The organism is Streptomyces sp. NPDC057743, assembly GCF_042798755.1.
Classification (GTDB): domain Bacteria; phylum Actinomycetota; class Actinomycetes; order Streptomycetales; family Streptomycetaceae; genus Streptomyces.
The window spans coordinates 219,785-232,381 of sequence record NZ_JBHVJX010000014.1 but is presented as its reverse complement, the minus strand read 5'-3'; the positions used below and the strand labels follow the sequence as shown (position 1 = coordinate 232,381).

Sequence of the window (12,597 nt, the reverse complement as noted above, 5' to 3'; positions counted from 1 at the left end):
GGACGCTTCCTTCGGCCTGCCCTCGCGGGCTTCCTCCGGGCGCTTCCCTTCGGTCTTGCGTCTCCGACTCTATCAGATCCTTTCGGCCCTGATTTCCGCCGGTGCGATTCGGCCTTTCGGCTTCTTCGCGGTCCAACCTTACCAGATCCGTTTCCGTCTCCGGCCCCCTGTTGGAGCGGGGTTCGGCCGCTTCGCTTTCGCTTTTCGACCTTTCCGACTTTATCAGATCTTCGTTCGTTCCGGCCGCTGAGCGGCTGGTTCGAATTCCGTTCTGAATTACCCGTCGAAGGGGCTTGCCTTTCGGCTTTTCCGACATTAGCAGACTGCTCCGGTCGGAATTCTCCGCGTCCCGAGGAGAGACGTCCGTACGCACAGGCGTGGGGCGCTTCCCGTTCTGGCGGAACCGTAAACGTACTGGAGCGGGGCGCCTGGATGCAAATCCGGGCGCCCCGCTCCTACTTGAGGACCTTCGTACGGGTCGTCAGACCTCGACGACCACGGGAAGGATCATCGGGCGGCGACGGTAGTTGTCCGACACCCACTTGCCGACGGAGCGTCGGATCAGCTGCTGGAGCTGGTGGGGCTCGGCGATGCCGTCCTGGGCCGCCTTGGCCAGCGCCTCGTCGATCTTGGGGATGACGCCCTGGAACTCGCTGTCGTCGATCCCCGAGCCACGGCCGTGGACGTTGGGGCCACCCACCGTCTTGCCGGTGCTGCTGTCCACGACGACGAAGATCGAGATGATGCCCTCGTCGCCCAGGATGCGGCGGTCCTTGAGGTGGGTCTCGGTGACGTCGCCGACCGAGAGGCCGTCGACGTAGACGTAGCCGGCCTGGACCTTGCCGCTGATCTTGGCGATGCCGTCGACCAGGTCGACGACCACACCGTCCTCGGCGATCACGATGCGGTCCTTGGGGATGCCCGTGAGGGCGCCCAGTTCGGCGTTGGCGCGGAGGTGGCGCCATTCGCCGTGCACCGGCATGAGGTTCCGCGGCTTGCAGATGTTGTAGAAGTACAGCAGCTCGCCGGCCGAGGCGTGGCCCGAGACGTGGACCTTGGCGTTGCCCTTGTGGACCACGTTCGCGCCCCAGCGGCTGAGGCCGTTGATCACGCGGTAGACCGCGTTCTCGTTGCCGGGGATCAACGACGACGCCAGGATCACCGTGTCGCCCTGGACGATGCGGATCTGGTGGTCGCGGTTGGCCATCCGGGAGAGGGCGGCCATCGGTTCGCCCTGGGAGCCGGTGCAGACCAGCACGACCTCGTCGTCCGGGAGGTCGTCAAGGGTCTTGACGTCGACGACCAGGCCCGCGGGGACCTTGAGGTAGCCCAGTTCGCGGGCGATGCCCATGTTGCGGACCATCGAGCGCCCGACGAAGGCGACCCGGCGGCCGTACTCGTGGGCCGCGTCCAGGATCTGCTGGATGCGGTGCACGTGGCTGGCGAAGCTGGCGACGATGATGCGCTTGTTGGCGCTCGCGAACACCTGGCGCAGCACGTTGGAGATGTCGCGCTCCGGCGGGACGAAGCCGGGGACCTCCGCGTTGGTGGAGTCGGTGAGGAGGAGATCGATGCCCTCCTCGCCCAGCTTGGCGAAGGCCGGGAGGTCGGTGAGCCGGCGGTCCAGCGGGAGCTGGTCCATCTTGAAGTCGCCGGTGTGCACCACCATGCCCGCGGGGGTGCGGATGGCGACCGCGAGCGCGTCCGGGATGGAGTGGTTGACGGCGATGAACTGGCACTCGAAGGGGCCCAGCCGCTCGCGGTCGCCCTCGGCGACCTCCAGCGTGTACGGGCGGATCCGGTGCTCCTGGAGCTTGGCCTCGATGAGGGCGAGGGTCAGCTTGGAGCCGATGAGCGGGATGTCCGGCTTCTCCCGAAGGAGGTAGGGGACGCCGCCGATGTGGTCCTCGTGTCCGTGCGTGAGCACGATGCCGTCGATGTCGTCGAGGCGATCCCTGATGGACGTGAAGTCCGGCAGGATCAGGTCGATTCCGGGCTGCTCCTCCTCCGGGAAGAGCACTCCGCAGTCGACGATCAACAGCCGGCCGCCGTACTCGAAGACCGTCATGTTGCGGCCGATCTCGCCCAGGCCGCCGAGCGGGGTGACGCGCAGGCCACCCTCGGGGAGCTTCGGCGGGGCGCCGAGCTCGGGGTGCGGATGACTCAAAAGACTCTCCTCACCACGCACGCCACGATGCCGTCGAGGCACGTGGCGCGCGTGACATTCGTGCACTTGCTATAGGGCGTTTGTTGGTCCGTATTCAGTTGTGAAGTCTGTGTTCTAGAGCTGTACCCCGCCGGCGGCGAGATCGCGCTTGAGCTGTTCGGTCTCCTCGGGCGAGAGGTCGACCAGCGGCAGCCGCAGCGGGCCGCTGGGCAGGCCCTGCAGTGCGAGCGCCGCCTTGGTCGTGATCACGCCCTGGGTCCGGAACATGCCGGTGAAGACGGGCAGCAGCTTCTGGTGGATCTCCGTCGCCTTGGTGACGTCACCGTTGAGGTGGGCGTCGAGGAGGGCGCGCAGCTCCGGCGTGACGACGTGGCCCACCACGGAGACGAAGCCGACCGCACCGACCGAGAGCAGCGGGAGGTTGAGCATGTCGTCGCCGCTGTACCAGGCGAGGCCGGAGCGGGCGATGGCCCAGCTGGCGCGGCCGAGGTCGCCCTTGGCGTCCTTGTTGGCGACGATCCTGGGGTGTTCGGCGAGCCGCACCATGGTGTCCGTGTTGATCGGGACGCCGCTGCGGCCGGGGATGTCGTAGAGCATCACGGGCAGGTCGGTGGCGTCCGCGATCGCGGTGAAGTGGCGCAGCAGGCCCTCCTGCGGGGGCTTGCTGTAGTACGGCGTCACCGCGAGCAGGCCGTGCGCGCCGGCGTCCTGCGCGGCGCGGGCCAGCTCAAGGCTGTGCCGGGTGTCGTTGGTGCCGGCTCCGGCCACGACGAAGGCCCGGTCGCCGACAGCTTCGACCACGGCGCGGACCAGTTGGGCTTTCTCCGCATCGCTGGTGGTCGGGGACTCTCCGGTGGTGCCGTTGACGACGAGGCCGTCGTTACCGGCGTCCACCAGGTGGGCGGCGAGCCGCTGCGCGCCGTCGAGATCGAGAGCGCCATCCGCCGTGAACGGCGTGACCATGGCGGTCAGCACCCGCCCGAAGGGGGTCTGCGGTGTGGAAGTCGGAGCCATGGGTCCCACGCTACTCGTAGGGCGCCGTGGGGTGCTCCTCTGGGGAGCGGGGAGGTGGACTCCGGCACTGCCTGCTCGGGGGTTCAAGCAGTGCCGGGTCCGTTTGTTCAGCGTAGATGAACTTCTCAAAATGCCGCAATCCGGACACTTCGGACGGGTATTGCGGTGGTCGGCGTCCCGTCCGTCGTGGCGATGTCGGCGTGCCCTGCGAGAGCGGGGTCCTTACGGGGCAATGCGGCCGTTCGCATTGAAGGCGGCGTAGGTGAGGGGCATGAGCTTGGCCCAGTGGGCCTCCATCTGCTCGCCCACCATCTCGATCTCGCGCTGCGGGAAGGACGGGACCTTCGCCTGCTCGTGCTGGGTGCGCAGCCCGAGGAAGTGCATCAGGGAGCGGGCGTTGCAGGTGGCGTACATCGAGGAGTAGAGGCCGACGGGGAGGACCGCGCGGGCCACCTCGCGGGCCACACCCGCGGCGAGCATCTCCTGGTACGCGGCGTACGCCTGGCGGTAGGAGTCCTCCATCACGCGGCCGGTGAGCTCGGACTGCGCCGGAGTGCCCTCGACGAACTCGTACTTGCCGGGGCGGCCCTGCTGGACCAGCTTGCGGGACTCACCGGGGACGTAGAAGACCGGCTCCAGCTGGCGGTAGCGGCCGGACTCCTCGTTGTACGACCAGCCGACGCGGTGGCGCATGAACTCGCGGAAGACGAAGATCGGGGCGCTGATGAAGAACGTCATGGAGTTGTGCTCGAACGGGCTGCCGTGCCGGTCCCGCATCAGGAAGTTGATCAGGCCCTTGGAGCGCTCCGGGTCCTTGGTCAGCTCGTCGAGGGACTGCTCGCCGGCCGTCGAGACCCGGGCCGCCCACAGCACATCGCTGTCTGCTGCGCTGCGCTTGACCAGCTCGACCGTCACCTCGCTGCGGAAGCTGACGGGGGCGCTCTCAGCGCTGTCGGGGGTGTGGGACACCGGCGGTTCCTTCCGTTCGATCCTCGTGCGCGCCAAGCCTACGGCCCGCCACTGACAGCCGAGGAAATGGCGGCTGATGCCGCGTTAGCGGCAAAACGGACAAACGTTGACCCCGACTGCGGGGCGGCGGGCGGCAGTTGATATTTTTCACAGAAGTAACGGAAAACGGGCACCAAACGGACGCCTCACACGTCTCTACCTGTGACAGTGCCCACTTCGAGGTTCCAAGGAGAGCCCCCTCATGTTCCGCCGGCGAGAGCCCGTCCCGTTCGCCTTCGTTGCCGAGGCAGACCGGTTCCGCAGCAATGTCACTCCCCCGCCGCGTCCGCGTCCTTCGCGTACGCAGCTCGTCGGCCAGTTCCTGATCACCCTCACCGTGGTGGGTGGCCTGACGGGTTCCCTGCTGTTCGGCCTGCCCGCCCTCCAGCAGGACACCTCCGGCGCGACCGGGGTGCACCAGTCCGAGGCCGCGCACCGCTGACCGGGCGGGCGGGGCGGGCCACCGGGTGGTTCCGCTCCGCCGCTCCCGATAGCCTCACCGCTCACAGCTTCCGTCGGCATGCCCTGCGTGCTGACCAGCCCCGAGTGAGGACCAGCCGTGCCCCTGCCCTTCCTGACGGCCGACCGCGCCCTCCAGGCCGACGGCCGCGCGGATCCCGTACCCCCGTCGGATCTCGGCCCCGACCATTGGCGCCGTCCCTACCGCCCCGGACCGTGGCGGGTGGGGACGGCGGCCGTGTTTCTGCTGCTCGCCTCGTTCGTGCTGCTCTCGGCGCTGATCATCGCGCTGGCCGGGGCGCCGGTCGGGGCGGCGGTGTGTGCGGCGGTGGGGCTGTTGGTGATCGCGCTGGCGCTGCGGCTGGTGCGGGTCGGGATCTGGGTGAGCGCCCAGGGTCTGCGGCAGGTGAACCTGCTGCGGACCACGACCCTGCCGTGGTCCGCGGTCGCCGCGGTCCGCACCGTCCAACAGCCGGTGCGCTGGCTGGGGTTGCCGCGGACGGTGCAGGGCCAGGCGCTGCGCGTGGACCGGGCGTCCGGCGAGCCGCTGCGCGCGGTGGTGACCGACCACAGCGGGGACTTCCTCGGCCGCGCGGAGACGTTCGAGAGCGCCGTCGACGCGCTGGAGGCGTGGGCGGCGGAGTACCGGTAGGGCCTTAAGGGGTGGGGGAACGGATCCCGTAGGGGATGCGAGGCCCCCGCCGCCAGGCAACCGCGCCTCGGCCGTCCCCGTCGCCGCACCCGCCCGAGCAACCTCAACCTCAACCTCAACCGCCCGGCCCCGTACGGCAGTTGTGTACGGGGCCGGGCGGTCGGGGTTGCGGGGCCCGCTGGTCAGGTGGTGTGGGCGGGGAGGGGGCGGCCGTCGTGCAGGGCGATGGCGCGTTGCATGGCCTTGCGGGCGCGGGGGGTGTCCCGGGCGTCCCGGTAGGCGACGGCGAGGCGGAACCAGGTGCGCCAGTCGTCGGGGGCCTCCTCGGTCTCGGCCTGGCGGCGGGCGAAGGCCGCGTCCGCCGCGTCCCGGTCGATCCGGCCGCCGGGGGTGCGCGCGAGGTCCTCGTCGGGCAGGCCACCCTCCGCCGCCAGTTCCTGGGCCAGCCGGTTCGCGTCGCGGGCGAAGCGGGTGTTGGCCCACAGGAACCAGCCGCCCAGGAACGGCAGGACGAAGGCCACCGCGCCCATGCCCATCGCCGCCGGTTCGCCGGTCAGCAGGAGGAGCACGCCCTCCATCGCCACCACGCCGAAGACGAGCACCAGCACGGTGGCGAGGAAGACGTAGGTGATCTTTCCGCCCATGGTCAGTCCAGGTCGAGGAAGTTCTCCAGGCCCATCGTCAGGCCCGGAGCGGACACCACGCGGCGCACGCCGAGCAGGATGCCCGGCATGAAGCTGCTGTGGTGGAGGGAGTCGTGGCGGATGGTGAGGGTCTCGCCCACCCCGCCGAGCAGCACCTCCTGGTGGGCCAGGAGGCCGCGCAGCCGGACCGAGTGGACCGGGACGCCGTCCACGTCCGCGCCGCGGGCGCCGTCCAGCGCGGTGCTGGTGGCGTCCGGCTGGGGCGGGCAACCGGCCGCCGCGCGGGCCTCGGCGATCAGCCGGGCGGTGCGGGCGGCGGTGCCGGACGGCGCGTCCGCCTTGTTCGGGTGGTGCAGCTCGACGATCTCCGCGGACTCGAAGAAGCGGGCCGCCTGCTGCGCGAACCGCATGGTGAGGACCGCACCGATGGAGAAGTTCGGGGCGATCAGCACGCCCGCGCCGGGGGCGGCGTCGAGCCAGCTGCGCAGGCGCGCGAGGCGCTCCTCGGTCCAGCCGGTGGTGCCGACCACGCCGTGGATCCCGTGCCGCAGGCAGAAGTCGAGGTTGTCCATCACCGCGTCGGGGGTGGTGAGTTCCACCGCGACCTGGGCGCCGGTCTCGACCAGCGTCTCCAGCTTGTCGCCGCGGCCCAGGGCCGCGACCAGCTCCATGTCGTCGGCGGCCTCGACGGCCCGGACGGCCTCGGAGCCGATGCGCCCCTTGGCTCCGAGGACGGCCACGCGCAGCTTGCTCATCGAATCTCCGCTCTCTTTCGTGGTGGGGCTGCCCGCCGACACCGCCTAGGCGACGGCGTCGTCCAGGCGGGCCGCCTGCCGGTCCTTCAGGGGGCCGATGACGGACAGCGAGGGGCGTGCGCCCAGGACATCACGGGCCACCGCGCGGACCTCGTCCGGGGTCACCGCCGATATCCGGGCCAGCACCTCGTCGACCGACATGTGCTCGCCCCAGCACAGTTCGCTCTTGCCGAGCCGGTGCATCAGGGCGCCGGTGTCCTCCAGGCCGAGGACCGTGGAGCCGCGCAACTGACCGATCGCGCGCCGGATCTCGTCGTCGGTGAGGCCCTCGGACGCCACCGTGTCGAGCTCGTCGCGGCAGATCTTGAGCACGTCGTGCACCTGGTTGGGCCGGCAGCCGGCGTAGACGCCGAACAGGCCGCAGTCGGCGAAGCCCGAGGTGAAGGAGTACACGCTGTAGGCCAGGCCGCGCTTCTCGCGGACCTCCTGGAAGAGACGGGAGCTCATCCCGCCGCCCAGGGCGGTGTTCAGCACGCCCATCGCCCAACGCCGGTCGTCGTTGCGGGACATGCCGGGCATGCCCAGGACCACGTGGGCCTGTTCGGTCCGGCGGTTGAGCAGTTCGACCCGGCCGGCGGTGCGCAGCGGGCGGTGGCCGCCGCGCGGGGCGAGCGGGGCGGCCTCCGGGCGGCCCAGCGCGCCGGCCCGCTCGAAGGCCCGGCGCACCAGCCGGACGACCTTGGCGTGGTCGACGTTGCCGGCGGCGGTGACGACCAGGTGGGTCGGGTCGTAGTGCTTCTTGTAGAAGCGGCGGATGCGGTCGGGGGTGAGCGCGTTGACGGTGTCGACGGTGCCCAGGACCGGGCGGCCCAGCGGGGTGTCGCCGAGCATGGTGTGCGCGAACAGGTCGTGCACGCAGTCGCCGGGGTCGTCCTCGGTCATCGCGATCTCTTCGAGGATCACCCCGCGCTCGGCGTCCACGTCCGCGGCCTCGATCAGCGAGCCGGTGAGCATGTCGCACACCACGTCGATGGCGAGCGGCAGATCGGTGTCGAGCACCCGCGCGTAGTAGCAGGTGTACTCCTTCGCCGTGAAGGCGTTCATCTCGCCGCCGACCGCGTCGACGGCGGCCGAGATGTCCAGGGCGGAGCGGCGCTCGGTGCCCTTGAAGAGCAGGTGCTCCAGGTAGTGGGTGGCACCGTTCAGGGACGGCGTCTCGTCGCGGGAGCCGACGTGCGCCCAGATCCCGAAGGTGACCGAACGGACGGTGGGCAGCGTCTCGGTGACCACGCGCAGGCCACCGGGGAGGGTGGTGCGGCGGACCGTGCCGGCCCCCGCGGTGCCCTTCAGAAGCGTTTGGGTACGGGCGACGGCCCGCCCCTCAGAGGAGGTGCGGGCCGTCGTCGCGTGCGTGCGGGACGTCACTTGGCGGCGTCGTCCTTCGTGTCGTCCTTGGCGGCGTCCTCGTCCTCGATCACGGGGATCAGGGAGAGCTTGCCGCGCTGGTCGATCTCGGCGATCTCGACCTGGACCTTGGCGCCCACGCCGAGCACGTCCTCGACGTTCTCGACGCGCTTGCCGCCGGCCAGCTTGCGGATCTGCGAGATGTGCAGCAGGCCGTCCTTGCCCGGGAGCAGGGACACGAACGCACCGAAGGTGGTCGTCTTGACGACGGTGCCCAGGTAGCGCTCGCCGACCTCCGGCATGGTCGGGTTGGCGATGCCGTTGATCGTGGCGCGGGCGGCCTCGGCGGCCGGGCCGTCGGCGGCACCGATGTAGATGGTGCCGTCGTCCTCGATCGTGATGTCGGCGCCGGTGTCCTCCTGGATCTGGTTGATCATCTTGCCCTTGGGGCCGATGACCTCACCGATCTTGTCCACCGGGATCTTGACGGTGATGATCCGCGGCGCGTTCGGCGACATCTCGTCCGGGACGTCGATGGCCTCGTTCATCACGTCGAGGATGTGCAGGCGGGCGTCGCGGGCCTGCTTCAGCGCGGCGGCCAGGACCGAGGCGGGGATGCCGTCGAGCTTGGTGTCGAGCTGGAGCGCGGTGACGAACTGCTTGGTGCCGGCGACCTTGAAGTCCATGTCACCGAAGGCGTCCTCCGCACCGAGGATGTCGGTGAGGGCGACGTAGTGGGTCTTGCCGTCGATCTCCTGGGAGATCAGGCCCATGGCGATGCCGGCGACCGGGGCCTTGAGCGGCACACCGGCGTTCAGCAGCGACATCGTCGAGGCGCAGACCGAGCCCATGGACGTCGAGCCGTTGGAGCCCAGCGCCTCGGAGACCTGGCGGATCGCGTAGGGGAACTCCTCGCGCGTCGGCAGCACCGGCGCGATGGCGCGCTCGGCGAGCGCACCGTGGCCGATCTCGCGGCGCTTGGGCGAGCCCACGCGGCCGGTCTCACCGACGGAGAACGGCGGGAAGTTGTAGTTGTGCATGTAGCGCTTGCGGGTCACCGGGGAGAGGGTGTCCAGCTGCTGCTCCATGCGGAGCATGTTGAGGGTGGTGACGCCCAGGATCTGGGTCTCGCCACGCTCGAACAGCGCGGAGCCGTGCACCCGCGGGATCGCCTCGACCTCGGCGGCGAGCGTACGGATGTCCGTGACGCCGCGGCCGTCGATGCGCTTCTTCTCCTTGATGACGCGCTCGCGGACCAGGGACTTGGTCAGCGCGCGGTACGCGGCGGAGATCTCCTTCTCGCGGCCCTCGAAGTCCGGGAGGAGCTTCTCGGCGGCGAGCGCCTTGACGCGGTCCAGCTCGGCCTCGCGCTCCTGCTTGCCGGCGATGGTGAGCGCCTGGGCGAGCTCGCCCTTGACGGCCTTGGTGAGCGCCTCCAGGACGTCGTCCTGGAAGTCGAGGAAGATCGGGAACTCGCCGACCGGCTTGGCGGCCTTGGCGGCCAGGTCCGACTGGGCCTTGCACAGGACCTTGATGAACGGCTTGGCGGCCTCCAGGCCGGCCGCGACGACCTCTTCGGTCGGGGCCTCGGCGCCGCCCTTGACCAGCTCGATGGTCTTCTCGGTGGCCTCGGCCTCGACCATCATGATCGCGACGTCGCCGTCGGGCAGCACCCGGCCGGCCACGACCATGTCGAAGACCGCGTCCTCCAGCTCGGTGTGGGTCGGGAACGCCACCCACTGGCCGTTGATCAGGGCGACGCGGGTGCCGCCGACGGGGCCAGAGAAGGGCAGGCCGGCCAGCTGCGTGGAGCAGGAGGCGGCGTTGATGGCGACCACGTCGTAGAGGTGGTCGGGGTTGAGCGCCATGACCGTCTCGACGATCTGGATCTCGTTGCGCAGGCCCTTCTTGAAGGACGGACGCAGCGGCCGGTCGATGAGGCGGCAGGTGAGGATGGCGTCCTCGGAGGGGCGGCCCTCACGGCGGAAGAAGGAGCCGGGGATCTTCCCGGCTGCGTACATCCGCTCCTCGACGTCGACGGTCAGCGGGAAGAAGTCCAGCTGGTCCTTCGGCTGCTTGGAGGCGGTGGTGGCCGACAGCACCATGGTGTCGTCGTCCAGGTACGCGACGGCGGAGCCGGCGGCCTGCTTGGCCAGGCGGCCCGTCTCGAAGCGGATGGTGCGGGTGCCGAACGAACCGTTGTCGATAACGGCCTCGGCGTAGTGGGTCTCGTTCTCCACCAGGAATATCTCCTCGTCTGCGTCCGCTGCCCGTGTGGCAGGGGACCGTCTTCGGTGGAGCGCCGGTGCGGGCCGGTCTTCGATCGAAGCACCCGGAGTGCTGCCTCATGGGGTGACCACGGGCGGTCCGGGGGCCACTACCGAGGACCGGCGGCCAAAGGGCGCTCTACCGCGTTCGCTTTTGCGATATGGCACCAGACTACAAAGCATCCGTCCACCATGCGGTGGTACCGGTGTCCGGTGCGTACGGCAAAGGGAGCGGCCCCCGGCGGGAACCGCTCCCTCTACGGCGTCTTACTTGGCGCCCGCCGCGCCGCGGCGGATGCCCAGGCGCTCGACCAGCGCGCGGAAGCGCGTGATGTCCTTCTTCGCCAGGTACTGCAGCAGGCGGCGGCGCTGGCCGACGAGCAGCAGCAGACCACGGCGGGAGTGGTGGTCGTGCTTGTGGGTCTTGAGGTGCTCGGTCAGGTCCGAGATGCGGCGGGAGAGCAGCGCGACCTGGACCTCGGGGGAGCCGGTGTCACCCTCCTTGGTGGCGAACTCGGCAATGATCTGCTTCTTCGTGGCGACGTCGAGCGACATCCGTACTCCTTGGGGTTCCGGTCCACGAGCGCCCCTGGAATTACTACACAGGGAATCTTCGATTACTCCAGTGGACCGTCACACAGCGTACCAGCTGGCGACGGCCCCCCGACCGGGTGGTCGAGGGGCCGCCGTGGGGTCCGATGTCGCGGCTAGTTGCCGGTCAGGCCGCGGACGGTGCTGTAGACGTTCAGCACCGCCAGGCACAGCGGCACCAGGGACAGCAGGACCAGGCCGTCGAAGATGTCGAAGATCCGGCCCCAGAAGGGGGTGACGCCCTTCTTCGGGACGATCAGTCCGACGCCGACGAGGATGGCCGCGCCCACCGCGATGCTGCTGGAGAACCAGACGGTGCGGACGTTCAGCGGGCCGGAGTCCTGGAAGCGCTCCAGGTTGACGAAGATGTCCATCGGCGGGTGCAGCGCGATGCCCAGGACGAGCAGCACGATGGTGAGGATGCCGGCGATGGTCAGGCAGGCGACCTGCGCGGTGTAGTCGAAGAGCCGGGCGCGCAGCATGATCGTGATGCCCGCGGCGAGCGCCATGACCTGGGCCCAGACGTTGTCCGAGAAGCCGAGGACGACGCCGGCGGAGCCGACGACGAGGGCGGAGCAGCCGGCGACCAGGCCCAGCAGCAGCTCGTGGCCGCGCTTGGCCTGGTTGCCGATCTTCACGAAGTCGACGGACTCGGCCTCGGAGCCGCTCTCCAGGGCGCCCTTGGCGATCTGGTCGGGCGACTGGTAGCCGATCGGGAGTCGGGCGAAGCGCGCGGAGAGGCTGGGCAGCCAGGCCACCAGGGCGATGGAGACCACGGCGGTGACCGCGGCGACCTCGATCGGGGCGGCGTCGGTGAGGATCGCGGCGAAGACCGAGAGGGTGCCGATGGCGGAGAGGAACGCGGCCGCGACGAAGGGGGCGTCACCACGCGGCAGCATGACCACCAGGAGCACGGACGCGATCAGTACGGTCACGCAGCCGACGAGCAGGTGGAGCCGGCCGGGGCCGCCGCCCGTATCGACGGGGAAGATGCCGGAGCCGGCGATGAGCAGGTGCGGCAGCGACGCCAACCCCAGCGCGATCGAGGAGGCGTGGTCGTCGTAGACCCGGGCGCGGACGCCGGACAGGGCGACCAGGACGACGCCGACCACGCCGGCGATGATGCCGGGCAGCCGGTGCATGTCGCGGTTGACCGGGTTCGAGAACCACAGCGCGAACGCCATCATCACCAGCAGCAGCACGCCGGCGCTGAGGCCGACGACCCGCATCAGGTCATCGCTCCAGCGGCTGCGGTTCTGCTTGACCGCGGAGGCGATGGCGTCCGAGACGTCGTCGAAGACGGGCAGCGGGAGCGACTCCGCGAACGGCTTCAGCAGCAGCAGGTCGCCGTCGAGGATCTGCTGCTGCGCGAGCGACTGCCCGGCGTCGAGGACGGTGCCGTCGCGCCGTACGAGGTGGTACCCGGTCGGGGCGCCCTCGGCCTGGGACTGCCCGGAGAGCCGCAGGATCTCCGGGTAGATATCGACGAGTGCCACGTCCTCCGGCAGCGCCACGTCGATCCGTGCGTCCGGCGCGGCGACAGTGACCCGGCAAAAGCCGGTGCCAGTGCTCGTGCTCACCTGGCGGTTCCCCCTATCCGTTGGGCGTTTTGTCGCGTCGCGCGCCCTATATATAA

The 12,597-nt window shown here is 70.0% G+C and carries 12 protein-coding genes; 3 read left to right on the top strand and 9 right to left on the bottom strand.

Annotation, left to right across the window (positions count from 1 at the left end; all coding sequences use genetic code 11):
• On the top strand, positions 1-250 hold a 250-nt coding region (locus tag ACFVFQ_RS18655; RefSeq protein ID WP_383416829.1), incomplete at its 5' end, for a hypothetical protein.
• A gap of 231 nt (positions 251-481) precedes the next feature.
• Here ACFVFQ_RS18655 and ACFVFQ_RS18650 read toward each other — a convergent pair.
• The 3 genes from ACFVFQ_RS18650 to thyX all read right to left on the bottom strand — a co-directional run bounded on the left by ACFVFQ_RS18650 (position 482) and on the right by thyX (position 4,150).
• A complete protein-coding gene (locus tag ACFVFQ_RS18650) occupies positions 482-2,167 on the bottom strand; it encodes a ribonuclease J (RefSeq protein WP_383416826.1) in 1,686 nt (561 codons plus the stop codon).
• Positions 2,168-2,281: 114 nt separating this feature from the next.
• Positions 2,282-3,181, bottom strand: coding sequence for a 4-hydroxy-tetrahydrodipicolinate synthase (gene dapA / locus ACFVFQ_RS18645; RefSeq protein ID WP_274912897.1), 900 nt, complete (start codon positions 3,179-3,181; stop codon positions 2,282-2,284).
• Positions 3,182-3,403: 222 nt separating this feature from the next.
• Positions 3,404-4,150, bottom strand: coding sequence for an FAD-dependent thymidylate synthase (gene thyX, locus ACFVFQ_RS18640; RefSeq protein WP_383416823.1), 747 nt, complete (start codon positions 4,148-4,150; stop codon positions 3,404-3,406).
• 241 nt (positions 4,151-4,391) lie between these two features.
• Here thyX and ACFVFQ_RS18635 point away from each other — a divergent pair, with 241 nt between their 5' ends.
• Together ACFVFQ_RS18635 and ACFVFQ_RS18630 are read left to right on the top strand one after the other, a co-directional pair.
• Positions 4,392-4,631: a hypothetical protein gene (locus ACFVFQ_RS18635; RefSeq protein ID WP_383416820.1), complete on the top strand. Its 240-nt coding sequence runs from the start codon at positions 4,392-4,394 to the stop codon at positions 4,629-4,631.
• 117 nt (positions 4,632-4,748) lie between these two features.
• A complete protein-coding gene (locus tag ACFVFQ_RS18630; protein ID WP_383416817.1) occupies positions 4,749-5,300 on the top strand; it encodes a PH domain-containing protein in 552 nt (183 codons plus the stop codon).
• A 182-nt stretch (positions 5,301-5,482) separates the two neighbouring features.
• Here the strand turns inward: ACFVFQ_RS18630 and ACFVFQ_RS18625 are convergent, their stop codons facing one another.
• The 6 genes from ACFVFQ_RS18625 to eccD form a co-directional block, all read right to left on the bottom strand.
• A complete protein-coding gene (locus ACFVFQ_RS18625) occupies positions 5,483-5,944 on the bottom strand; it encodes a hypothetical protein (RefSeq protein WP_383416814.1) in 462 nt (153 codons plus the stop codon).
• Between the two features lie 2 nt (positions 5,945-5,946).
• On the bottom strand, positions 5,947-6,699 hold the full coding sequence (gene dapB / locus ACFVFQ_RS18620; protein WP_383416811.1) for a 4-hydroxy-tetrahydrodipicolinate reductase: 753 nt from the start codon (positions 6,697-6,699) through the stop codon (positions 5,947-5,949).
• Between the two features lie 45 nt (positions 6,700-6,744).
• Positions 6,745-8,124 carry a M16 family metallopeptidase gene (locus ACFVFQ_RS18615; protein WP_383416808.1) on the bottom strand — a complete coding sequence of 460 codons (1,380 nt, stop codon included), beginning with the start codon at positions 8,122-8,124 and terminating at the stop codon, positions 6,745-6,747.
• Positions 8,121-10,343 carry a polyribonucleotide nucleotidyltransferase gene (locus ACFVFQ_RS18610; protein ID WP_383416805.1) on the bottom strand — a complete coding sequence of 741 codons (2,223 nt, stop codon included), beginning with the start codon at positions 10,341-10,343 and terminating at the stop codon, positions 8,121-8,123. The genes ACFVFQ_RS18615 and ACFVFQ_RS18610 overlap by 4 nt, the downstream gene beginning before the upstream one ends.
• Before the next feature lie 294 nt (positions 10,344-10,637).
• Positions 10,638-10,925, bottom strand: a complete 288-nt coding sequence (gene rpsO, locus ACFVFQ_RS18605; RefSeq protein ID WP_383416802.1) for a 30S ribosomal protein S15 — start codon at positions 10,923-10,925, stop codon at positions 10,638-10,640.
• Between the two features lie 152 nt (positions 10,926-11,077).
• The gene (eccD, locus tag ACFVFQ_RS18600) at positions 11,078-12,541 is read right to left on the bottom strand and encodes a type VII secretion integral membrane protein EccD (protein WP_383416796.1); all 1,464 of its coding nucleotides are present in this window, start codon (positions 12,539-12,541) and stop codon (positions 11,078-11,080) included.
• Positions 12,542-12,597 lie beyond the last annotated feature (56 nt).

What these genes read in the sequence shown, in the direction of transcription:
- dapA (WP_274912897.1), bottom strand. Translation starts at nt 3,181, where the DNA reads ATGGCTCCGACTTCCACACCGCAGACCCCCTTCGGGCGGGTGCTGACC.
- ACFVFQ_RS18635 (WP_383416820.1), top strand. Translation starts at nt 4,392, where the DNA reads ATGTTCCGCCGGCGAGAGCCCGTCCCGTTCGCCTTCGTTGCCGAGGCA.
- ACFVFQ_RS18625 (WP_383416814.1), bottom strand. Translation starts at nt 5,944, where the DNA reads ATGGGCGGAAAGATCACCTACGTCTTCCTCGCCACCGTGCTGGTGCTC.
- dapB (WP_383416811.1), bottom strand. Translation starts at nt 6,699, where the DNA reads ATGAGCAAGCTGCGCGTGGCCGTCCTCGGAGCCAAGGGGCGCATCGGC.
- rpsO (WP_383416802.1), bottom strand. Translation starts at nt 10,925, where the DNA reads ATGTCGCTCGACGTCGCCACGAAGAAGCAGATCATTGCCGAGTTCGCC.